Genomic DNA, 20,859 nt, shown 5'->3' with positions numbered 1-20,859 from the left:
GGCCGTGGACTTCCGGCTGACGGACGAGCAGCGCGACCTGCGGGCGGGCGTACGGGACCTGCTGGCGGGCCGCTACGGGCGCGAGGCGCTGCGCGCCTCGGTGGACGCGGGCGGGGCCCTGAACCGGGGGCTGTGGCGGGAGCTCGGCGAGGCCGGGTTCTTCGCGCTGCGGCTCCCGGAGGCGCGGGGCGGGGTCGGGCTCGGGCTGCCCGAGGCGGTCCTCGTCTTCGAGGAGGCGGGGCGGGTCCTGCTGCCGGGGCCGCTCGTCGCCACGCACCTGGCGGCGGGGGTGGTCGCGGGGGCGGCCGAGGGGGCTTCGGTGGTCACGGCGTTCGACCTCGGGGGAGCCCTGGTGGCCCACCTCGGTGAGGCGGACGCGGTGCTCGGTGCGCCGTCGCTCCCTCAGGGGGAGCCGGTGCCCTCGGCGGACCCGCTCACCCCGCTGCACCGGGTGCTCTCCCCGCCGGCCGCCGGAACGGCGGCGGCCCACCGCGAGGAGGGCGCGCTGCTGACCGCCGCCCTCCAGGTCGGCAGCGCGCTGCGCACGGTGGAGCTGGCGGTGCGGTACGGGGGCGAGCGGGAGCAGTTCGGGCAGCCGATCGGAGCCTTCCAGGCGGTCAAGCACCTGTGCGCGCGGATGCTGGTGCGCGCGGAGGTGGCCCGTACGGCGCTCTACGCGGCGGCGGTGACGGCGGATGCGGCGGAGGTCGCCGGGGCCAAGCTGCTCGCCGACGGGGCCGCCGTGCGCAATGCCCGCGACTGCCTCCAGGTGCACGGCGGGATGGGCTTCACGTGGGAGGCGGACGTGCACCTGCACCTCAAGCGGGCCTGGGTGCGCGCCGAGCAGTGGCGGACGGCCGGGGAGGCGGAGGAGCTGCTGGCGGCGGAGCTGGCCTCGGGCGCAATGTAGCTCACCGTCACGAAAGGGGGGTGCGGGGGCGGGACGGGGCACGGTCGGGACGGCCCGGGACGCATGTCCGATTACAGAGAGTTGATATCGGTTTGTGTCCTTGGCCCGGCCCCTTGCGGCCCGGACTCGGGGGCCTGCTCCGGTACGCTCCCGGGAATGCGAGCGGCACGGCGGCACGAGCGACGCGCAGTATGCACCACGCCTACTCCTTCGCGCTGGAATATGCCCGAAGCGCTTGTTGTGGTGACTGTATGTCAACCATGCTGCTCCGCAAGGGGATCACACTCGGTGATCCCGTCCTGTCGCGAGGCGAAGTGTCCGCCGGTTCGGATGGTGTGAGCGGTGCAGGTGCTTCAGGTACAGCTGGAGGTAGGACCGGACCCCGCCGAGGTCGGCCGGGCCCGCCGCTGGGCGCGGTCCCGGCTGGCCGGGTCGGGCATAGGGGACGACGAGCCGCTCGCCGAGACGCTGATCCTGCTGATCTCCGAGCTGGTCACCAACGCGGTCGTGCACACCGGTTGTCCGGCCGTCCTGCGGATGCTCTTCGGGGAGCCGGGCGTACGGGTCGAGGTCGCCGACGCCAGCTCCCGCGGGCCGGCCCGGCGGCAGGCCGCGGGGGACGACACGGGCGGGCGCGGGCTGGAGCTGGTGGACGGGCTGGCCGACCGCTGGGGCTGGCAGCGCGAGGGCGCGGGCAAGCGGATCTGGTGCGAGGTCGACCGCGCGGACAAACCCGAAGACTGCCGGGCGACCTGGGAACCGCGCGTGTACCTCTAACGAGGTGTTGACGGTTCGTCAACTGTTGATCACCCTTGTACTGAACGATTCGTCGCGAGGGGACGCCAAGGGCAGGCCTTGACGAGTGCGGGTCGTGGGGTGGCGGCTGCCGTGCCGCGCTCGGGGCGCGCACGACCGTACGCCGCCACCCACTGGTTGCCGTGCCGCCCCGCCGGTGCCCGCCGTCGCCCGCCGGCGCCTACCGGGGCGGCGCGACCAGGCCCATTTCGTAGGCCTTGATGACCAGGTGCACCCGGTCCCGGGCGTCCAGCTTCGTCAACAGCCGGGCCACGTGCGATTTCGTCGTCGCCACCGTGATGAACAGGTCCTGCGCGATCTCGCCGTTCGACCGGCCCCGCCCCACCAGGGTCAGCACCTCCTGCTCCCGGCCCGTGATCGCCGTCACGCGCTCGGGGGCGGGCGCCGGGCCCGCGACGAAGTCCGCTATCAGGCGGCGCGTGACCCCGGGCGCGATGAGGGCGTCGCCCGCCGCGACCACGCGCACGGCGGCGAGGATGTCGTCCAGCGCCATGTCCTTCACCGCGAAGCCGCTCGCGCCGGCGCGCAGCGCCCCGTACACGTGCTCGTCCTCGTCGAACGTGGTCAGGATCAGCACCCGGGCGCCGCCGCCGGGGCCTTCGGCGGCCGTGAGCCGGCGGGTGGCCTCGATGCCGTCCATCTCCGGCATGCGGATGTCCATCACCACCACGTCGGGGGCGAGCTCGGCGGCCATGCGGACCGCCTCGGCGCCGTTCGCGGCCTCGCCCACGACCTCCAGGTCCGGGGTGTCGGCCATCAGGACGCGCAGCCCCGAGCGCACCAGGGGCTGGTCGTCGGCGAGCAGTACGCGGACCCCGGCGCTCACCGCTTCTCCCCGGACCGTCCGGCGGGCAGGGTGGCCGCCACGCGGAACCCGCCCCCGGGCCGCGGGCCGGCCTCGAAGCGTCCGCCCGGCAGGGTGGCGCGCTCCCGCATGCCGGTGAGGCCGAATCCGGCGCCGGGCGGGCCGCCTTCCGGGATGCCGCACCCGTCATCGGTGATTTCCAGGGCGAGTTCGTCCGGCCCGTACGCGATCTCCACCCGGCAGCTTTCGGCGCCCGCGTGCCGGACCACGTTGGTCAGCGCCTCCTGCACGATGCGGAACGCGGCGAGCTCGATGTCGGACGGCAGCGGGCGCTGTTCCCCCGACCACACGAGGTCCACCCGTACGCCCGTGTCGGCCGTGGCGGCCGCGGTGAGCCGGTCGATGCCGTCCAGGCCGGGCGCGGGCGCCGTCGACACGGGCTCGCTGCGGCGCAGTGCGACCAGTGTGCGCCGCAGCCCCGCGAGGGTCTCGCGGCTGGTGGCCTCGATGGCCCGGAGCGCCTCGCGGGCCTGCGCGGGCTGCGTTTCGATGACCCGGCTGCCGACCCCCGCCTGGATGGCGATCACGCCGATGCTGTGGGCGACCATGTCGTGCAGCTCGCGGGCGATGCGCAGCCTTTCGTCGGTGAGGGCCTGTTCGGTGGCGCGGGCCTGTGCCTGCGCGGCGGACTCGCGGCCGCGCCGTACGGAGTCGCCGATCAGCCAGCCGAGGACGACGATCGGCAGCTGGCTCTGGGACAGGACGCGGGCGGCGGAGCCGGTCGCGGGCAGGGCGAACTGGGCGGTGATCAGCAGCAGGACGGTGATGCCCGTGGCCGGCAGGGTCACGCGGCGGGGGCGGGTGGCCGCGATCATGCCCAGCGCCACTGCGGCGGGGATCACCAGCGTGATCGTGAGGGCGGGGGCGCGGCCGAGGAAGAGCACCAGATACATGCCGAAGAGCATCAGGGCGAGGGTGGTGAGCGGCGCCCGCCGCACGAGGAGGGCGCCGGTCAGCACGGAGGTGATCGCGAGGAGGGGGCCGACTTCGAAGATCCGGTCCCCCACGCCGAGGGGGACGCGGAAGGCGAGGTTCGACAGCAGGAGGGTGCCGGCCGCGGCGCACGTCCACAGGGCCGCGACCGGCCACCGGAACGCCGTTCGGCCCCCGCCCGCCCGCCTTGATGAGGTGTCCATGCCGCGACCCTAACGAGCCCCGCACGGACGGACATCCGTCCTCGGGATGCAGCCCGCGGGAGGGTTTCGGACCCGGTGGTAACCAGGCATTCCGCTTTCGAGGACAATTGGGGCGCACTCGACGTTACTCAGCAGTAGGAGCATGCGCGTGAACCAGGACCGGCGCCGCCAGGCCGAGGACTTCCTGCAGCCCGACGAGCAGTTGATCGCCGTATGCGGCTGCGAGCCGGGTCCGGGCGTGCCGTCCCCGCCGGAGGACCTGCTCGCGCCGCAGGAGCCGGCGGCGCTCGGCCGGCGGATCGAGGAGAAGCTCCCCCGCCCCCTCCAGCAGTTCTTCAAGGGCCGCGCGCACGAGGAGCGCCGGGACCCGGCCGCCGACCGGCTCCCGGACCCGGCGGCGGGCCCGGCCATGGAGGGCGGCTGGCAGAGCGAGGCCGGCCGGTTCCTGATCGGCCGGGCCAGTGCGCGGGGCGCGGGGACGGACCTCCTCGTGGTGACGGACCGGCGCTGGTTCGCGCTCACGGACGTCTCGCCGCTGTGGCAGTCGACGCCCGTGATGAAGCAGTACTGGGAGGTCCCGCGCTCGGCGGTCACCGTCGTCCGCACGCAGGCCTCGGTCCTGCAGGGCCGTATGGACATCGAGTTCGCCGACTTCTCCCGGGTCGCGGTCGAGGCCCTCACCCCCGCGGAGGCCCCGTCCTTCGCGGCAGCCGCCGCCCGCTACCGCTGAGCCGCGCAAGCGCGATGCCGGACTCGGCGGGTCCACCGCGTGCGGGGCGGCCGGCGCCCGCACGCGGCCGACCCCGCCGGTAGGGTGCGTGGGATGAATACCGCCTCCGCACTCCCGCGTTCGTTCCGTCTGCTCGTGACCGGTGGTGGGACCGGTGGCCACACCTATCCGGCCCTTACGGCGATCCGGACCCTCCAGGGCCGCCTCGCGGACGCGGGCAGCACGCTGGACGTCCTGTGGATCGGGACGGCCGAAGGCCTGGAGGCGCGTGTCGCTCCGGCGGAGGGAATCGCGTTCAAGACGGTGGCCACGGGGAAGATCCGCCGTTCGGTCAACCCGTTGAAGATGCTGTCCGCCGCGAACGTCAAGGACATGGCGCGGGTGCCGCTGGGCGTGGCGCAGGCGCGGGCGATCGTCTCCGAGTTCCAGCCGGACGTCGTCCTGGCGACGGGTGGGTACGTCGCGGTGCCGGCCGGGCTGGCCGCGCGGTTGTGCCGTCGTCCGCTGGTCCTGCACGAGCAGACCGTGCGGCTGGGCCTGGCCAACCGCAAGCTCGCGAGTTCGGCCACGCGCATCGCGGTGTCCTCGGAGTCCTCGCTGGCGCTGTTGCCCGCCGAGGTGCGTGAGCGTGCGGTGGTCACCGGGAACCCGGTGCGGCCGGAAGTGCTCGGCGGCCACGCGGACAAGGCGGTCGAGGCGCTGAACCTGTTCGGGTTCGACCGGCGTCTGCCGACGGTCTACGTCACCGGCGGGGCGCAGGGCGCGCAGCAGATCAACGGTGTGATCCGGGACGTGCTGCCGTGGCTGCTCGCTCACGCGAACGTGATCCACCAGTGCGGTCCGGCGAACGTCGACGGGCTGCGGGCGGCCGCTGCCGGGCTGGACCCGGTACTCGCCGGCCGGTACCACGTGACCGGGTTCGTCGGGCCGGAGCTGCCGGACGTGCTGGCGCTGGCCGACATCGTGGTGTCGCGAAGCGGGGCCGGAACGCTGGCCGAGCTGACCGCACTGGGCAAGGCGGCGGTGTTCGTCCCGCTCGCCACGTCGGCCGGCGACGAGCAGGCGCACAATGCCCGTCATCTGGCCGAGGCGGGCGCGGCACTGGCTCTGCTCGGCGAGGTCACCGGGCAGGCCCTGCAGAACGCGGTGGGCCCGCTCCTGACCGACCCCGCCCTGCGGGCGGCGATGGCGCAGCGGGCCCGGGCGCACGGGCGGCCGGATGCGGCGGACAGGCTCGTGGACGTGGTGCTGTCCGCCGCCGCGTCCGGCTGATCGCCCGCGGACGCGGGCCTGTTGCCCCCCGGCCGGGGGGCAACAGGCCCGCGTGTTGCGCGGGCTATGCGGGTTCGGCTCCGGCGATCACCGCGAAGGTGCCGCCCTGGGGGTCGGCGAGGACGGCCATGCGGCCGGCCGCCATGTCGAACGCCGGGGCCTTGACCGTGCCGCCGGCCCGGACCAGGGCCGCCTGGACGCTGTCGACGTCGTCGACGGCGAAGTACGGCAGCCAGTGCGGCGGAACGCCGGTCGGCATCGAGGCGAGGTCCATCATCCCGCCGATCGCGCGGCCCCCGACCTGGAACTCCGTGTACTCCTCGGCGCCCGGCATCTGCGATCTCGCCGTCGTCAGCGGCAGCACGGCGGAGTAGAACGCGGACGCGGCGTCGATGTCACCGGTCGTCAGCTCGTTCCAGATCAGCGCGCCGTGCTCGTTGACGATGCCCGCCCCGGCGAAGGTGCCGTACTGCCAGAGGCCGACGGCGGCCCCCGTCGGGTCGGTGACGACGGCCATCCGCCCGAGGTCCATGACGTCCATCGGGCCCATCACCACCGTGCCGCCCGCGTCCGTGACCGACTTGAGGGTGGAGTCGATGGAGTCGGTGGCCAGGTACGTGGTCCACACGGTCGGAGGCATCGGGTCCGGGACGGAACCGTCCGGGTTGGACGCGCGCATGATCCCGGCCACCGGCTTGCCCTTGAGGGTGCAGACGGAGTAGCCGCCGGTCTCCGGCGAGCCGATCTCGCCCTGCCAGCCGAAGAGGTCGCGGTAGAAGTCGAGGGCCGCCTGCTGGTCGGGGACGATCAGCTCGATCCAGCAGGGGGTGCCGGCCTGGTAGGGGCCGTTCATGTCGGGCACGGATGCCTCCGGGGCTGCCGATGAGGGTTGGACGGGCCCTCTCTACCCCGCCCCCACCGCCGGAATCGGGCCGTACGGCTGAACGTGCTCAGAGGATGGCCACCGGGGCGACCGGGGTGCCGACGCCGCCGACGAAGGGTTCCGGCATGGCCGACAGCAGGAAGCCGTAACGGTTCTCTTCTGCACAGGCTGTGGACAACTTTTCGAGATTCCAGTTCTGGCCCTGGTGCATGCCCATCTCCACCAGGTCCAGCGCGTGCACCGGCAGCCACAGGTTCTCGATCTCCGGGGGGAAGATCTCGAAGGTCAGGGTGTCGTTCGCCACCGCCGCCACGTCGCGCGCGTGGAACCACTCCGGGGTGCGGACGGACAGCCCGGGCGACGGGAAGCCGTAGCCGTGCTTGTCGCCCGCCAGGTAGACCTGGATCTGGCCGGTGCGCACCAGGACGATGTCGCCGGGGCGGACCGTGACCCCGCCGAACTCCTCCGCCTCCGCCAGGTCCTCCGGGGTCACCGCGTGGCCGCCCGGCAGCCGGTCCAGGCCCTTCGCGCGGGCCACGTCCAGCAGGACGCCGCGCGAGACGATGTGGCCGGCCTTGTCGATGCCGCTGAACTCGGCGCGCGCGTGGGCCGTGATCGTGGACGCGGGACGGCCGTTGTAGATGCGGCCCGAGTGCGAGACGTGCGTGAGGGCGTCCCAGTGGGTGGCCGACTGGAGCCCCATCGTCACGGCGTCGTCGCTGCACGCCACCGTGCCCGGCCCGAACAGCTCCTGGTTGATCTGCACCATCGTGTGCAGCGGGTTGACCCGGCCGGGGATCATGCCGGCCTGTACCCCGTCCTCCTTCAGCGGGAGCGCGAGCGCGATCCGGCGGCCCGTGCGGATCTCGGCTGCGGCAGCCCGTACGACCTCGTCGGTGACCAGGTTCAGGGTGCCGATCTCGTCGTCGGCGCCCCAGCGGCCCCAGTTGTTGACGCGCTTGGCGATGTCGTGGAACTCGGGGGGCATGGTCATGGCTTCCATCAGCTCCTGGGGTGCGCTGGGGCAACTGAGGCCGACTAGGGCTTGTGCCCGGACATCCGACTGGTCATAGAATCTAACGGACCGTCAGAAAACGCGGGAAGGGGTCGGGCGTGGGGAACTTCTTGGCCGGCAAGGTCGTGGCCGTCACCGGCGCGGGCCGGGGCATCGGGCGGGCCGTGGCGCTCGCGGCGGCCGCCGAGGGCGCCAGGGTCGTCGTCAACGACTACGGCGTGGGCATCGGGGGCGGGGAGCCGGCGAGCGAGATAGCCGACGGCGTCGTGAAGGAGATACAGGCCGCCGGCGGCGAGGCCGTCGCCGTCGCCGACGACATCTCGACCATGGCGGGCGGCCAGCGCATCGTCGACACCGCCCTCGCGCGGTTCGGCCGTATCGACGGGGTCGTGTGCGTCGCCGGCATCCTGCGCGAGCGGATGCTGTTCAACATGTCCGAGGAGGAGTGGGACCCCGTCGTCGCCACCCACCTCAAGGGCACCTTCACCGTCTTCCGCGCGGCCTCCGCCGTCATGCGCCGCCAGGGCTCCGGCACCCTCATCGGCTTCACCAGCGGAAACCACCAGGGCTCCGTCGCCCAGGCCAACTACAGCGCGGCCAAGGGCGGGATCATCTCCCTCGTCCGCTCCGCCGCGCTCGGGCTGGCCAAGTACGGGGTCACCGCCAACGCCGTCGCGCCCGTCGCCCGCACCCGCATGTCGGCGAACGTCCCCATGGAGCTCAAGGAGATCGGCGAGCCCGAGGACGTCGCGGCCCTCGTCACCTACCTGCTCTCCGACAAGGCCGTGGCCGTCGGCGGCGAGAAGATCACCGGGCAGGTCTACACGATCGCCGGCCCGAAGATCGCCGTCTGGGCGCAGCCGCGCGAACTGCGCGCCGGCTACGCCGAGGGCTCCTGGACCCCCGAGAAGATCGCCGACTTCCTGCCCGGGACGGTGGGCACCGACCCGATGCCGATGCTGGCGCAGCTGGAAGCCATGGCCAAGGCGGCGGCCGCCAAGGACCGCCCCAACGCGTAGGGGAGCCCGGACGACATGGACTTCAGCTTCGGGCCCGAGGACGAGGAGCTGCGCGTCCGCGCCCGCTCCTGGCTCACCGGGCACCTGGTGGGGCCGTACGCGGACGCCCTCGGCCTCGGCGGGCCCGGCAGCGAGCACGAAGGGGTCGGGGCCCGGCGCGCGTGGGAGCGCGAGCTGGGCCGGGGCGGCTGGATCGGCCAGGGCTGGGAGCTGCCGTCCGGGGCGTACGGGCAGCAGCGGCTCTCGCTGACCGGCCAGGTCGTCTGGGCCGAGGAGTACGCGGCGCTGCGCGCCCCCGCGCGGGTGGGCCACATCGGGGAGAACCTCCTCGCGCCTACCCTGGTCGCGTACGGGTCCCGGGAGCAGCGGGACCGCTTCCTGCCGGGCATCGCGCGCGGCGAGGAGCTGTGGTGCCAGGGGTACAGCGAGCCGGACGCCGGGTCCGACCTCGCGGGGATCCGTACGACCGCGGTACGGGACGCGGCCGACGGGCTGCTGCGGGTCACCGGGCAGAAGATCTGGACCTCGCTGGCCCGGGACGCCGACTGGTGCTTCGTCCTGGCCCGCACCGAACCGGGCTCGCGGCGCCACCGCGGGCTGTCCTTCCTGCTCGTGCGGATGGACCAGCCGGGGCGGGTGGAGGTCCGGCCGATCCGCCAGATGTCGGGGACGAGCGAGTTCAACGAGGTCTTCTTCGACGGGGCGGTGGCGGCCGAGGTCGTCGGCGGAGAGGGCAACGGCTGGACCGTGGCCATGGGACTGCTCGCCCTGGAACGCGGGGTCTCGACGCTCGTCCAGCAGATCGGGTTCGCGGCGGAGCTGGAGCGGGTGGTCGGGGCGTACGCGGCCGGGGCGGCCGGGGCCGCGGGCGGCCCGGGGGATCCCGTGCTGCGCGAACGCCTCGTACGGCAGTGGGCCGAGCTGCGCACGATGCGCTGGAACGCCCTGCGGACCCTCGGGTCCGCCGACGACCCGGGCGCGCCCAGCGTGGCCAAGCTGCTGTGGGGCGGCTGGCACCGGCGGCTCGGCGAGCTCGCGGTGGCGGTCCGCGGGGCGGGGGCCTCGGCCGGACCGGCGGACTGGGCGCCCGGGACCCCGTACGAACTCGGGCTCGACGAGGAGCAGCGCCTGTTCCTGTTCACCCGCGCCGACACGATCTACGGCGGCTCGGACGAGATCCAGCGGAACATCATCGCCGAGCGCGTGCTCGGCCTGCCTAAGGAGCCCAGGTGAGAGGCGTCGTCTTCGACGGAAAGCAGGTCCAGGTGGTCGAGGATCTGGAGATCCGCGATCCGGGGCCGGGGGAGGTGCTGGTCGCGATCTCGGCGGCCGGGCTGTGCCACAGCGACCTGTCGGTGATCGACGGGACGATACCGTTCCCGCCGCCCGTGGTCCTGGGGCACGAGGGCGCGGGGGTGGTGGAGGCGGTCGGTTCGGGTGTGACGCACGTGGCGCCCGGCGACCACGTATCCCTGTCGACGCTGGCCAACTGCGGGGCCTGCGCCGACTGCGACCGGGGCCGGCCGACGATGTGCCGCAAGGCGATCGGGATGCCGGGGCAGCCGTTCTCGCGGGGCGGCAGGCCGCTGTTCCAGTTCGCTTCGAACTCGGCCTTCGCGGAGCGGACGATCGTCAAGGCCGTCCAGGCCGTGAAGATCCCGGACGACATCCCGCTGACGTCGGCGGCGCTCATCGGCTGCGGTGTCCTGACGGGAGTGGGGGCGGTACTGAACCGGGCCCGCGTCGACCACGGCGAGTCGGTGGTCGTGATCGGCACGGGCGGCATCGGGCTCAACGTGATCCAGGGCGCGCGGATCGCGGGGGCGGGCACCATCGTGGCGGTGGACGCGAACCCGGCGAAGGAGGCGGTGGCCCGCCAGTTCGGGGCCACGCACTTCATCGACGCGTCGGCCGTCCCCGACTCCTCGGCGGCGGTGCGCGAGATCCTCCCGACGGGCGCGGACCACGCCTTCGAGTGCGTGGGCAGCGTCAAGCTGATCCGCCAGGCCGTCGACCTCCTGGACCGGCACGGGCAGGCGATCCTGCTCGGGGTCCCGGGCTTCAAGGAGGAGGCCTCCTTCATGGTCTCGTCCATGTACCTGGACAAGACGATCATGGGCTGCCGGTACGGCTCCTCCCGCCCGCAGCGGGACATCGCCCTGTACGCGGAGCTCTACCGGCAGGGCAGGCTGCTGCTCGACGAACTGGTCACCGAGACCTACCCGGTCGAGGACTTCGCGAAGGCCGTGGACGACGCGCGGCACGGGCGGGTGGCGCGGGGCGTGCTCACGTTCTGACGCGGGCGAACGCGAAGGACCCCGCCTCCGGCCGGAGGCGGGGTCCTTCGCGTTCGCCCGCGGGGTCTCTCGTGTCCGCCCGCGGGGTCATTCGGCGGCGAGGCGGCCGAAGCGGCCCTTGTGGAACAGGAGCGGACCGTCCTCGCCGGCGGCGCCCATGGCCTCGACCCGGCCGACCACGATCAGGTGGTCCCCACCGGTGTGCACGGCGTGGACGCGGCAATCGATCCAGGCGGGCACGGCGTCGAGCTGCGGTGATCCCGTCACGGGGGCCGGGGTGTGCGCGACCCCCGCGAACTTGTCGGCGCCGCTGACGGCGAAGGCCCGGCACAGCTCGCCCTGCTCGGAGCCGAGGATGTTGACGCAGAACACCCCGGCGCGGGCGATCCGGGGCCAGGTGGTCGAGGTACGCGCGACCATGAACGTGACCAGCGGCGGGTCGAGCGACAGCGAGGCGAAGGACTGGCAGGCGAACCCGGCCGGGCCGTCCTCGCCCTCGGCCGCCGGGGCGGTGATGACGGTGACCCCGCTGGCGAAGTTCCCGAGTACGGCCCGGAACTCGGCGGGGCTGACGGGTGCGCGCTCGTCGTCGCCGACGGCCCGCAGATCGGGACGCGGCAGCGCGTCGACGTGGCCGGCGTCCGGGTCCCGCTCCGAGGGGGCGGAGGTGGGGGAGCCGACTGACCTGAGGTATCGGACGACGGTGGCCGCCATCCCTGCGTGTCCCATCACGTCAACGATTGAAGCTGACGGTCCGTCAGATGGGAAGGGGTGCGGGTGGGTGACTCGGAAATGGGAACGGTGTATCGTCCTCATCGATTGAACATGTTCAATTGTTGTGGGGGTGGGGGCATGGGGATGCCGGAAGTGCACACGGAACCGGCCGCGCGCAGAGAGAGCCGCACACGTCTGTCGACCGGATCGGAGCTGGCCTTCACCGGGCAGTGCGTCGTGGCCGGAGCGCTCTTCCTCGCCACCTCCGGCATGCGCGACGACCACGGCCTCGGCATCGACTCCGCCGTCTTCGCCGCGATACCCGTGATGTTCCTCGTGGTGGTCCTGGCCGCGTACCTGCACCGGGTCCTGTTCACCCTGCCGGTGATGGCGCTGACGCGAGCGCTGGGCAACCCGCGGTGGGCGCCGCTCTGGGCCGCCGCCCTCGCCGCCGCCTGCGCGGGGTGGGTGGCGGCCGGCTCGGACCTGCCGTACGGCTGGACGCTGCTGTGGATCGCGGGGCCCGGGGTGCTCCCGGTCGCGGCGGCCTCGTACGCGCACCACCGGTCGCTCGGGTGGACCGGGATGGCGGCCCGGGTCGGAGCCGCCACCGGGATCGCCCTGCTCGTCTGCGCGCTGGGCGCGTTCCTCCTGGAGCGGACCGGGTTCGGCGCGTACGAGCCGCCCCGGCTGGAGCGGGGGCAGTACGCCGGGGAGTGGATCGGCGGCGGAGGTGCGTACCGGCTGCGGCTGGGCGAGAACGGCGAGGCCGTCGCCGGGAACCTGGCGCTGGTCGCGCCGGCGGGACTGTGGGACACGTGCTCGGGGACCGGGACGTGGAAGTTCGAGCCGGGGCGGGAGTCCGGCGGCCTCTTCGACCGGACGCGGGACAGGGTCACGCTCACGATCGAGGGCTGCGGCCCCATGCGCGACTGGCAGGTGGCCGGCACGGCCGAACGGCCCGAGCTGTTCTGCGTCATGGGTGATCCGGACGACCTCCACCCCCGGTTCGCCGAAACCCTGCACCGTCCGTAGCCGGGGGGCCGGGGGGCCGGGGGCTGGGGGCCGGGGGCCGTGGCCGTGGCGGGGCGGGGCCTCGCCGTTCGCCCGTACGGGTGAATCCACCGCCCCACCGGGACCCGTACGGAGGACAGTCCCGCGGGAGGTCGGCATCGTGGCCCCCGGCCCGATCCCGATCCACCCGTCTCCAGGAGGACTCCCATGCTCGGCACCGACTTCCGTCTCGGATCGCCCGTCTGGCTCGACCTCGGCAGCCCGGACACCACCGGGGCCGCGGGGTTCTACGGCTCCGTCTTCGGCTGGACCTTCACCGACCTGGGCCCGGACGCCGGCGGGTACGGGTTCTTCCAGGTGGACGGCAAGACCGTCGCCGCCCTCGGCCCGCTCACCGAGGAGGGGGCGAGTTCCGCCTGGATGCTGCACTTCAAGGCCGACGACATCCAGGCCACGGTGTCGGCCATCCGGTCCGGCGGCGGGAAGATCCGGATGGAGCCGATGGACGTCATGGGCGAGGGCTGGCTCGCGCAGGCCACCGACCCGCAGGGCGCCGAGTTCGCGCTCTGGCAGTCCGGGAAGACCGCCGGACTGGGGAAGGTCTCCGACGAGAACAGCCTGGTCTGGGCCGAGCTGCACGTACCGGACCCGGCCGCGGCCATCACCTTCTACAACGGGGCCTTCGGCTGGCGCAGCCAGGACATGGAGACGCCCGGGATGACGTACCGCGTGCTGAGCCTGAAGGACGGCGACCAGCAGCAGACCTCGTTCGGCGGGATCGCACCGATGGGCGACGGGGCGGGCGGGGGCGTCGAGAAGCCGCGCTGGGTCCCGTACTTCAACGTCGCGGACGTCGACGCGACGGTGTCGGCGGCGAGCGGGAACGGCGGATCGGTGCTCATGCCGGCCGCGGACGTGCCGGACGTCGGCCGGATCGCGTGGGTGGCGGACCCGTCCGGAGCCGTGTTCGCGCTGCTGAAGCCGAACCCGATGACGTGAGGCGCCCGGTCAGCGGCCGAGGTACTTGGGCGAGCGCCGCTCCACGAAGGAGGCCACGCCCTCGTTCGCGTCGGCGGTGGTCATGTTGATCTCCTGAGCGGTGGCCTCGGCATCCAGTGCGGCCGCCCGGCCGCCGTCCAGGGACGCGTTGACCAGCTGCTTGGTCAGGGCGAGCGCGCGGGTCGGGCCCTGCGCGAGGCGCTCCGCCCACTCCCGGGCGGCGGCCTCCAGCTCCCCGTCCGGAACCACCCGGTTGACGAGGCCGAGCCGCTCGGCCTCGGCCGCCGGGACGGCGTCGCCGAAGAACATCAGCTCCTTGGCCTTCTGCGGGCCGACCAGGCGCGGGAGCAGGTAGGCGCCGCCGCCGTCGGGGACCAGGCCGCGGCGGACGAACACCTCGATGAAGCGGGCCGATTCGGCGGCGATGACGAGATCGCAGGCGAGGGCGAGGTGGGCGCCGATGCCGGCGGCCGTGCCGTTGACGGCGGCGAGGACCGGCTTCTCGCAGTCGAGCACGGCGGTGATCAGGCGCTGCGCGCCGAGCCGGATCACGCGGGCGACGTCGCCGGCGACGCGCTCGCCCGGCGTGGCGGGGGCGCCGCGCAGGTCCGCGCCCGCGCAGAAGCCCTTGCCGGTGGCGGTGACGACGACGGCCCGCACACCGGGGTCGGCGGAGGCATCGGCGAGCAGCGCGATGACGCGCTCGCGCTGGTCCCAGGTGACGGCGTTCATCGCTTCCGGCCGGTTGAGGGTGATCCACGAGACGCCGCTCTCGACGCGGTGCAGCACTTCATCGGCGGGGGCGCTGGTCATGGGGTGAACTCCCGTTCGGGGTGGGGATGGTTGACGTGGTCCCGCGCGGCGGCGGGATCAGCGGCAGATGGCCAGTGCGTCCAGGGCCACCGCGCCCTGGCCCCGGGGGAGGACCATCAGCGGGTTGATGTCCAGTTCCGAGAGGACGCCGCCCAGTTCGAGCGCCATCCGCTGGACCCGGAGCACCACCTCCACCAGCGCGTCCACGTCCGCGGGCGGGGCTCCCCGTACGCCCTCCAGCAGGGCGTGGCCCCGCAGCTCCGTCAGCATCGCCCGCGCCTGGTCCTCGCCGAACGGCGGGACGCGGACCGCCGCGTCGTGCAGGACCTCCACCAGGACCCCGCCCAGGCCCACCGTCACCGTCGGGCCGAAGAGCTCGTCCTGGGTGACGCCGACGACCATCTCGACCCCCCGCTCCACCATCTGGCAGACGAGGATGCCGTCCAGCGGGACGTTCTCGTAGCGGGCGATGTCCGTCAGCTCGCGGTAGGCGTCGCGGATCTGGCTCGCCGAGGTCAGACCGATCTTGACCAGGCCCAGCTCCGTCTTGTGCGCGAGCTGCGGGCCCGACGCCTTCATCACCACCGGGTAGCCCACCAGGCCCGCGGCCCGTACCGCGGCCGCGGCGCTGGTCACGAGCTGCTCGCGGGGCACCCGTATCCCGTACGCCCGCAGCAGCTGCTTCGCCGCGTGCTCGCTGAGCTGCTGGCCCGGCCGCATGAGGGCCTGTGCCTTGCGGTACGAGGGGGACGGGGTCCGCGGCGCGTCCTCGAAGGGGGAGCGGTACCCGGCCGTGAAGCGGTGGTGGCCGAGGTAGGCGCGCACGGCGGTGATGCAGTTGCCGAACGTACGGAACGTGGCCACCCGGGAGGAGCCGAGCAGGGTGGTGCGGTAGGCCTCCTCGGTGCCGACCGGTGAACCCCAGACCACGCAGATCAGCTTGTCGCTCTGCTCCGCCGCGTCGACCAGGTCCTGGGCCAGCTTGTCGCTCATCGGGGGGAAGGGCCCGGTGATCGGGCAGATCAGGACGCCCACCGCCGGATCGGCGAGGATCGCGTCGATGATCTTGCGGCCGCGCCAGTCGCCGACCGGGTGGCCGCCGTTGTCCACGGGGTTGGCGACGTTCAGGTACTCCGGGATCCACTGGTGGAGTTCGTCCTGCCTGGCCCGGGAGAGGGTGGGCAGGGTCAGTCCCGCCTCGGTCGCCAGGTCGGAGAAGTGGGCTCCGGTGCCACCGGAGATGGAGTACACGACGACCCCGTCGGCCAGCGGCTTGCGGGCCCGGGCGAGCAGCGCGGCCGTGTCCTGGAGCTCGTCCAGCCCGTCGACCCGGATGACGCCGAACTGGCGCATCGCGGCGTCCACGACCGTGTCGGCGCCGGTCAGCTTCCCGGTGTGGGAGGCGGCCATGCGGGCGCCGGTCTCGGTGCGGCCGACCTTGACGGCGACGACGGGGACGCCGTTGCGGGCCGCGCGGTCGGCGGCCAGGAGGAACTGGCGGCCGTCCTTGAGGCCCTCCACGTAGCAGGCGATGGCGCCGACCTCGGGCCGCTCGGCGAAGTAGGAGATGAAGTCGGAGGTCTCCAGGTCGGCCTCGTTGCCCGTCGGAGCCCAGTGGGAGAGCCGGATGCCCAGCTCCTGGAGGGTGTAGACGGGCCGGCCCTGGTGGCCGGACTGGGTGATCAGCGCGATCGCCGGGCCGTCGAGGTCCTCGCGGAACTTCTCGAAGGCGTTGAGGTTGGTGTTGGGGCCGAGGAGGCGCAGGCCCGAGCGGCGGACGGCCGCGGCGAGCCGCTCCTGGGCGGCGGCGCCCGCGTCGCCGGTCTCGGCGAAGCCGGAGGCGAAGGCGACGGCGAACTTCACCTTGGCCTCGGCCAGTTCCTCGATCACCGGCAGCGGATCACCGACGAGGAGGACGGCCAGGTCCACCTGTTCGGGCAGGTCGGCCACCGACGCGTGGCAGGTCAGCCCGAAGACGGTGGGGCGGGTGGGGTGCACGGGGTGGATCCGGGCGCCGACGCGTTCCGCCCAGGCGATGAGCTGGCGGGTGATGCCGGTGTTCGGTCTGCCGTCGGCGTCGGAGGCGCCGATGACGGCCACCGACTCGGGCCGGAAGAACCGGTCCAGGTCGGGGACGTCGGCGTGCAGGGGCCGTCCGCTGACGTCCACCGCGACCGCGTCCGCGGCGGACGGGGCCGCCGTGGAGTGGACGGCCGTCCTGGGGGTCTCCCCGCAGGCCTCGACACGTGCGCGGAAGTCGGTGGTGAGGGTGCCGTGAGTAGATCCAAGCATCGTTCCGCCCGCTCCTGCTCGATGAACCTCAATAACTGACGCGTAGTCAGATTACTGAACTGACGTGCCGTCAGGAACAGTGCTGCGCAGGAAAGCTGGTGGAGGTGGTGTGTGGAACGGTGACAGATCCCGCCGGGAGGGGTCCAGAGCGCGATTCGGCCGAGCACGGCCCGGCCGGGCCCAACCCGTCCGGGCCCGGCCCGGCGCCGGCCTCAGGCGAGGGGGTCGACCGGACGCAGGCCCGTCTCCGGGAGGGGGGCGGCCGGCGGGAGGCCGGTTCGGGGGCCCACGCGGCGCGCCACGGCCTTTGCGATCTTCTGCGCGTCCAGGGCCATCTCGCGGAACATGCCGCTGATGGGGTTGGAGAAACCGGTGAAGTACAGGCCGGGGGCCTGCGCGGCGGTGCGCCTCCCGTGCGTACGGGGGCGGCCGCGCCCGTCGAGCACGTCCAGGTGCCCGACCAGGCCCTCCAGGCCGCGGCGGTATCCGGTGGCCGCCACCACCGCGTCCGGGGTGATCCGGGAGCCGTCGGCGAGCACCACCTCCGCGCCCTCGAAGGAGGCCACGGCCGCGACCGGTTCCACCCGCCCCGCGCGGACCGCGTCGATCAGGCCGACGTCCTGGACCGGGATCGCGCCCTCCTTGACCCTGCTGTACAGGCCGGTGGCGGGGCGGGGGAGTCCGTACGCCGTCAGATCGGGTACGGACGCCTTGGCGACGAGCGCGCCGACCCGGTCCACGAGCCGTACCGGCAGCCGCCGCACCAGGATCCCGGTGCGCTGCGCGGGCCAGCCCGCGGTGGAGCGGCGCACGATGTGCGGGGCGGTGCGGACGGCGAGCCGCACCCGCGCGGCCCCGCCCTCGACGAGGTCGACGGCCATCTCCGCGCCGGTGTTGCCGGCGCCGACGACGAGAACGTCCCGGCCCTCGTACGGTGCGGCGTTGCGGTACTCGCGGGCGTGCAGCAGCTCCCCGGTGTACGTGTCGCGGCCCGGCCAGTCGGGGAGCGCGGGCGTGTGGTTGAACCCGGTGGCGATGACGACGGCCCGGGCGTCGAGCACCCGCCCGCCGCTGGCGTGCAGCAGCCAGCCGTCCCCGCCGGGCGCGGGGTCGATCCGGGTCACCTCGACGCCGGTGACGACTTCCAGCGCGTGGAACTCGGCGTACTTCTCCAGGTACCGCACCACGTCGTCCCGCGACACCCACCGCCCGAACCGGCGCGGCATGGCGAGCCCCGGGAGGGCGGAGAGCCTGCGCGTGGTGTGCAGGTGGAGCCGGTCGTAGTGCCCCCGCCAGGAGGAGCCGACGGCGTCGGACTTCTCGACGACCACCGCGCGCACCCCGCGGGCGCGCAGCGCGGCGGCCGCGGCGAGGCCGCCGGGCCCGGCGCCGATCACGTAGACCGGGCGGGGCTGGGTGGACATGTCGGGGGCTTCGGGGGCTGCGGGCATGAGGGGTGATCGTATCGACACACAGCGTTGATGGGTCTCGGACAAGGAGGGAATCGATTGCGGATCGATCACGGGCGGCCGGGGCCGCCGGGGCGGCGCGGGCGGCCGGGGCCGCCGCCCCGGCTCAGTCGGGATACGTCCTGAAGGTGACCCTGGCGCGCTCTCCGTCCGTCCACAGCACCCGCACGTTCAGGTAATCGTGCCCGCGCCGGTCCGGGCGGTGGGTGTTGAGGCTGAGCCCGTGCTCGTCCTCCGCCACGCCGTCGGGGCTGTACCGGCACGAGGGGGAGCACCGTTCCCCGGGGAGGGAGTCCATCCAGGCCCGGACCTCGTCCCGCGGCATGTCGAACGATCCCTCCCACTGGCTGATGTAGCCGCCCTCGACGTGCTCGAGGCAGTCCTCGCCGCCCGTCCCCGCCGGAAGGCGCACGCCGATCTGCGACAGCGCCTTCGCGCACGGGGCGGGGCGGGTCTCCCACTTTTCGTGGCCGATCGACCACAGGATCACCAGGACCCAGACGAGCGGGGGGCCGAGGCCCGACAGCAGGGCGAGGGCGATCAGCCGTTTCGTGCTCCGCCGCATCGGGGGCGTCGGTGGTACGTGGGCGCCCCAGGCGGGCCGTTCTCCCGTGGCGTGCCGGACGTCGTGGCTCATCGCGCTTGTTCTCCCCGTAATTTCGAACATGTTCAATCATGGGGACGCGCAGGTGGGGCGGATGGTTGCGGACGGGCCCTTGCGGGATCGGCGCCGATCCGCTCAACTGACGTATCGTCAGATCGGTGAGGAGGAGGGGTCGATGCAGACCATCTGGCTCAGTGGGGCCGAGTGGCTCGCCGTGCTCCGGATCGGACTCGGCCTGTGGTGGCTGGAGAGCTGGCGCCACAAGGACAAGAAGGGCTGGTTCGAACGCGGCACCGGCATCGCCTGGGCCGCCGACGTCGCGGGCAAGCACCGCTGGCCCTTCGTCAAGGGCGGCTTCGAAAAGGTCGTGCAGCCGCGCCCGCGGCTGATGGCGTACATCGTCGTCTACGCGGAACTCGCCCTCGGACTCGGCCTGGTGCTCGGCTTCCTGACCCCGGTCGCACTCCTCGGCGGACTGCTCCTGAACCTGCTGTACCTGGTACTGATGATCCACGACTGGGCCGAGCAGGGGCAGAACGCGATGATGGCCCTCATCTCGCTCGTCGCGCTCTTCGCGATGGCCTGGCAGACGTGGTCCCTCGACGCGGCGATCGGACTCTTCCTGTGACCACGCGCCACGACCTCCCCGAGACCGACGACTTCACCCGCCCCTACTGGGACGCGGCCGCCGAGGGCCGGCTCCTGCTGCGCCGCTGCGCGGACTGCGGCCGGGCCCACCACTACCCGCGGGAGTTCTGCCCCCACTGCTGGGCCGGCGAGGAGCGGGTGAGCTGGGAGCCCGCGAGCGGCCGGGCCACCCTCTACACCTGGTCGGTCGTCCACCGCAACGATCTGCCGCCCTTCGGGGAGCGGGTGCCGTACGCCGCCGCGGTCGTGGACCTGGCGGAGGGGCCGCGCATGATGACGGAGGTCGTGGAGTGCGAGGCGGCGGACCTGCGGATCGGCATGCCGCTGCGGGTCGCGTTCCGCGAGGGCGGTCCGGACGCCCCCGCCGTCCCCGTCTTCCGTCCGGACGGCGGATAGGGATCCCGCGCCGGACGGCCGGTCCGGCGTACGCGGTCACCGTCGCGCGCCGTGTGTGTCACAGCCACGCACCGGTCCGGCGGAACGGCTGCCTCCCCCGACGGGGGCCCGCGAACCTGGGGTGTCGCCAGAAAGGTCCGTACCACCTCACCCCTTGGAGCAGCCGGTGTCCTCGCAGGAGATCCCCCTCACGATCACCCCCGAGCAGGCCGCCCACGGCGTGATCCTGCCGGTGTCACTGCCCGGCGGCGTCACACGGCTGCGGATCCCCTCCGGCTGCCGCGACGGCGAACTCGTACGGGTCCGGGCCGGCGGCGCCGAGTTACTGCTGCGCGTACGGGTCGCTGCGGCCCAGGGGGCCGCGGCCGCGGGCGTACCCGGGCCGCCGACCGTCGCCACGCCCTCCGTGCCCGGTCAGCGCCCGCCCAGGCCGGGCGGCACGGCGGGCTGTCTGGCGGTGCTCGCCGTCGTCGCGACCGTGATCATCGCCGCCGTCGCGCTGAACGGCGGTGACGACGACAAGGACAGCGCCTCCTCGTCGGCCGGCCCGAGCCCGACGTACACCTCTTGGTCGCCCACGCCCGTGCCCTCGTACACATCGGGCACGGGTACGGGCACGAGTACGGGCACGGGAAGCGGCTCCGGAAGCGATCCGTACCCCTCGACCGCCCCCACCGCGGCGGCGCCGGCGCCGAGCCCCTTCGACACCGGCACCTGCCTCAACGGGCAGCTGCCGGACTCGACGACCGCGCAGCGCGTCGAGGACGTGGACGAGGTCTCCTGCTCGGCCTCGGACGCCCACTACAAGGTGATCCAGCGCTTCGGGTTCACCTCGGACCTGCACAGCTGCGATGCCAACCCGCGTACGGAGTACGCCTTCTCGTACCGCTACACGCTCAACGGAACCCCGATCAACCAGTACGTGTACTGCCTGGTCGGCCTCGGTTCGTACGCCCGCGGCTGACCG

At 73.5% G+C, this 20,859-nt stretch carries 21 protein-coding genes; 12 read left to right on the top strand and 9 right to left on the bottom strand.

The window, feature by feature from the left end; genetic code table 11:
* The first annotated feature begins 4 nt into the window (after positions 1 to 4).
* Both ACFYXV_RS26020 and ACFYXV_RS26015 read left to right on the top strand, forming a co-directional pair.
* Positions 5 to 910 (top strand): acyl-CoA dehydrogenase family protein, encoded by a 906-nt coding sequence (locus tag ACFYXV_RS26020; RefSeq protein ID WP_389384179.1) that lies wholly within the window; start codon positions 5 to 7, stop codon positions 908 to 910.
* A gap of 342 nt (positions 911 to 1,252) precedes the next feature.
* A complete protein-coding gene (locus tag ACFYXV_RS26015; protein WP_383343011.1) occupies positions 1,253 to 1,687 on the top strand; it encodes an ATP-binding protein in 435 nt (144 codons plus the stop codon).
* A gap of 199 nt (positions 1,688 to 1,886) precedes the next feature.
* Here ACFYXV_RS26015 and ACFYXV_RS26010 read toward each other — a convergent pair whose 3' ends face one another.
* Complete coding sequence (locus ACFYXV_RS26010; RefSeq protein WP_389384178.1) at positions 1,887 to 2,552, bottom strand: response regulator; 666 nt, start codon at positions 2,550 to 2,552, stop codon at positions 1,887 to 1,889.
* The gene (locus tag ACFYXV_RS26005) at positions 2,549 to 3,727 is read right to left on the bottom strand and encodes a sensor histidine kinase (RefSeq protein WP_389384177.1); all 1,179 of its coding nucleotides are present in this window, start codon (positions 3,725 to 3,727) and stop codon (positions 2,549 to 2,551) included. The genes ACFYXV_RS26010 and ACFYXV_RS26005 overlap by 4 nt, the downstream gene beginning before the upstream one ends.
* Before the next feature lie 148 nt (positions 3,728 to 3,875).
* On the opposite strand from ACFYXV_RS26005, the gene ACFYXV_RS26000 reads away from it, so the two are divergent.
* Together ACFYXV_RS26000 and ACFYXV_RS25995 are read left to right on the top strand one after the other, a co-directional pair.
* Entirely contained in the window at positions 3,876 to 4,457 is a 582-nt protein-coding gene (locus tag ACFYXV_RS26000) for a hypothetical protein (protein WP_385467268.1), read from the top strand.
* A 93-nt stretch (positions 4,458 to 4,550) separates the two neighbouring features.
* Positions 4,551 to 5,729, top strand: a complete 1,179-nt coding sequence (locus tag ACFYXV_RS25995) for a glycosyltransferase (RefSeq protein ID WP_389384176.1) — start codon at positions 4,551 to 4,553, stop codon at positions 5,727 to 5,729.
* A 64-nt stretch (positions 5,730 to 5,793) separates the two neighbouring features.
* Here the strand turns inward: ACFYXV_RS25995 and ACFYXV_RS25990 are convergent, their stop codons facing one another.
* Both ACFYXV_RS25990 and ACFYXV_RS25985 read right to left on the bottom strand, forming a co-directional pair.
* Complete coding sequence (locus ACFYXV_RS25990; protein ID WP_385477369.1) at positions 5,794 to 6,582, bottom strand: VOC family protein; 789 nt, start codon at positions 6,580 to 6,582, stop codon at positions 5,794 to 5,796.
* 97 nt (positions 6,583 to 6,679) lie between these two features.
* Positions 6,680 to 7,606, bottom strand: coding sequence for a cyclase family protein (locus ACFYXV_RS25985; protein ID WP_389384175.1), 927 nt, complete (start codon positions 7,604 to 7,606; stop codon positions 6,680 to 6,682).
* Positions 7,607 to 7,725: 119 nt separating this feature from the next.
* Between ACFYXV_RS25985 and ACFYXV_RS25980 the strand changes: the two genes are divergently transcribed.
* The 3 genes from ACFYXV_RS25980 to ACFYXV_RS25970 are packed head-to-tail and all read left to right on the top strand — an operon-like array spanning position 7,726 to position 10,943.
* On the top strand, positions 7,726 to 8,646 hold the full coding sequence (locus ACFYXV_RS25980; RefSeq protein WP_385477361.1) for an SDR family oxidoreductase: 921 nt from the start codon (positions 7,726 to 7,728) through the stop codon (positions 8,644 to 8,646).
* Between the two features lie 15 nt (positions 8,647 to 8,661).
* Positions 8,662 to 9,879: an acyl-CoA dehydrogenase family protein gene (locus ACFYXV_RS25975; protein WP_389384174.1), complete on the top strand. Its 1,218-nt coding sequence runs from the start codon at positions 8,662 to 8,664 to the stop codon at positions 9,877 to 9,879.
* Entirely contained in the window at positions 9,876 to 10,943 is a 1,068-nt protein-coding gene (locus ACFYXV_RS25970) for a Zn-dependent alcohol dehydrogenase (protein ID WP_383343035.1), read from the top strand. The genes ACFYXV_RS25975 and ACFYXV_RS25970 overlap by 4 nt, the downstream gene beginning before the upstream one ends.
* An 87-nt stretch (positions 10,944 to 11,030) precedes the next feature.
* On the opposite strand, the gene ACFYXV_RS25965 is transcribed toward ACFYXV_RS25970, so the two are convergent.
* Entirely contained in the window at positions 11,031 to 11,657 is a 627-nt protein-coding gene (locus ACFYXV_RS25965; RefSeq protein WP_385476452.1) for a flavin reductase family protein, read from the bottom strand.
* Positions 11,658 to 11,795: 138 nt separating this feature from the next.
* Between ACFYXV_RS25965 and ACFYXV_RS25960 the strand changes: the two genes are divergently transcribed.
* Both ACFYXV_RS25960 and ACFYXV_RS25955 read left to right on the top strand, forming a co-directional pair.
* Positions 11,796 to 12,692, top strand: coding sequence for a hypothetical protein (locus ACFYXV_RS25960; RefSeq protein WP_389384173.1), 897 nt, complete (start codon positions 11,796 to 11,798; stop codon positions 12,690 to 12,692).
* A 186-nt stretch (positions 12,693 to 12,878) separates the two neighbouring features.
* Positions 12,879 to 13,670, top strand: coding sequence for a VOC family protein (locus ACFYXV_RS25955; protein ID WP_389384172.1), 792 nt, complete (start codon positions 12,879 to 12,881; stop codon positions 13,668 to 13,670).
* 9 nt (positions 13,671 to 13,679) lie between these two features.
* On the opposite strand, the gene ACFYXV_RS25950 is transcribed toward ACFYXV_RS25955, so the two are convergent.
* From ACFYXV_RS25950 to ACFYXV_RS25935, 4 genes are all read right to left on the bottom strand, one after another.
* Entirely contained in the window at positions 13,680 to 14,483 is an 804-nt protein-coding gene (locus ACFYXV_RS25950; RefSeq protein ID WP_385476415.1) for an enoyl-CoA hydratase/isomerase family protein, read from the bottom strand.
* A gap of 57 nt (positions 14,484 to 14,540) precedes the next feature.
* Complete coding sequence (locus tag ACFYXV_RS25945; protein ID WP_385476418.1) at positions 14,541 to 16,775, bottom strand: acetate--CoA ligase family protein; 2,235 nt, start codon at positions 16,773 to 16,775, stop codon at positions 14,541 to 14,543.
* 212 nt (positions 16,776 to 16,987) lie between these two features.
* Entirely contained in the window at positions 16,988 to 18,226 is a 1,239-nt protein-coding gene (locus ACFYXV_RS25940) for a flavin-containing monooxygenase (RefSeq protein WP_389384171.1), read from the bottom strand.
* Between the two features lie 124 nt (positions 18,227 to 18,350).
* On the bottom strand, positions 18,351 to 18,881 hold the full coding sequence (locus ACFYXV_RS25935; protein ID WP_389384170.1) for a hypothetical protein: 531 nt from the start codon (positions 18,879 to 18,881) through the stop codon (positions 18,351 to 18,353).
* 142 nt (positions 18,882 to 19,023) lie between these two features.
* On the opposite strand from ACFYXV_RS25935, the gene ACFYXV_RS25930 reads away from it, so the two are divergent.
* From ACFYXV_RS25930 to ACFYXV_RS25920, 3 genes are all read left to right on the top strand, one after another.
* Positions 19,024 to 19,476, top strand: a complete 453-nt coding sequence (locus ACFYXV_RS25930) for a DoxX family membrane protein (protein ID WP_385476426.1) — start codon at positions 19,024 to 19,026, stop codon at positions 19,474 to 19,476.
* Complete coding sequence (locus ACFYXV_RS25925; RefSeq protein WP_385476428.1) at positions 19,473 to 19,892, top strand: Zn-ribbon domain-containing OB-fold protein; 420 nt, start codon at positions 19,473 to 19,475, stop codon at positions 19,890 to 19,892. The genes ACFYXV_RS25930 and ACFYXV_RS25925 overlap by 4 nt, the downstream gene beginning before the upstream one ends.
* Before the next feature lie 166 nt (positions 19,893 to 20,058).
* On the top strand, positions 20,059 to 20,856 hold the full coding sequence (locus ACFYXV_RS25920) for a hypothetical protein (RefSeq protein ID WP_389384169.1): 798 nt from the start codon (positions 20,059 to 20,061) through the stop codon (positions 20,854 to 20,856).
* The last annotated feature ends 3 nt before the right edge of the window (positions 20,857 to 20,859 follow it).

Source organism: Streptomyces sp. NPDC002181 (assembly GCF_042890485.1).
GTDB lineage: Bacteria > Actinomycetota > Actinomycetes > Streptomycetales > Streptomycetaceae > Streptomyces.
This window is presented reverse-complemented; position numbering and strand designations above follow the sequence as displayed.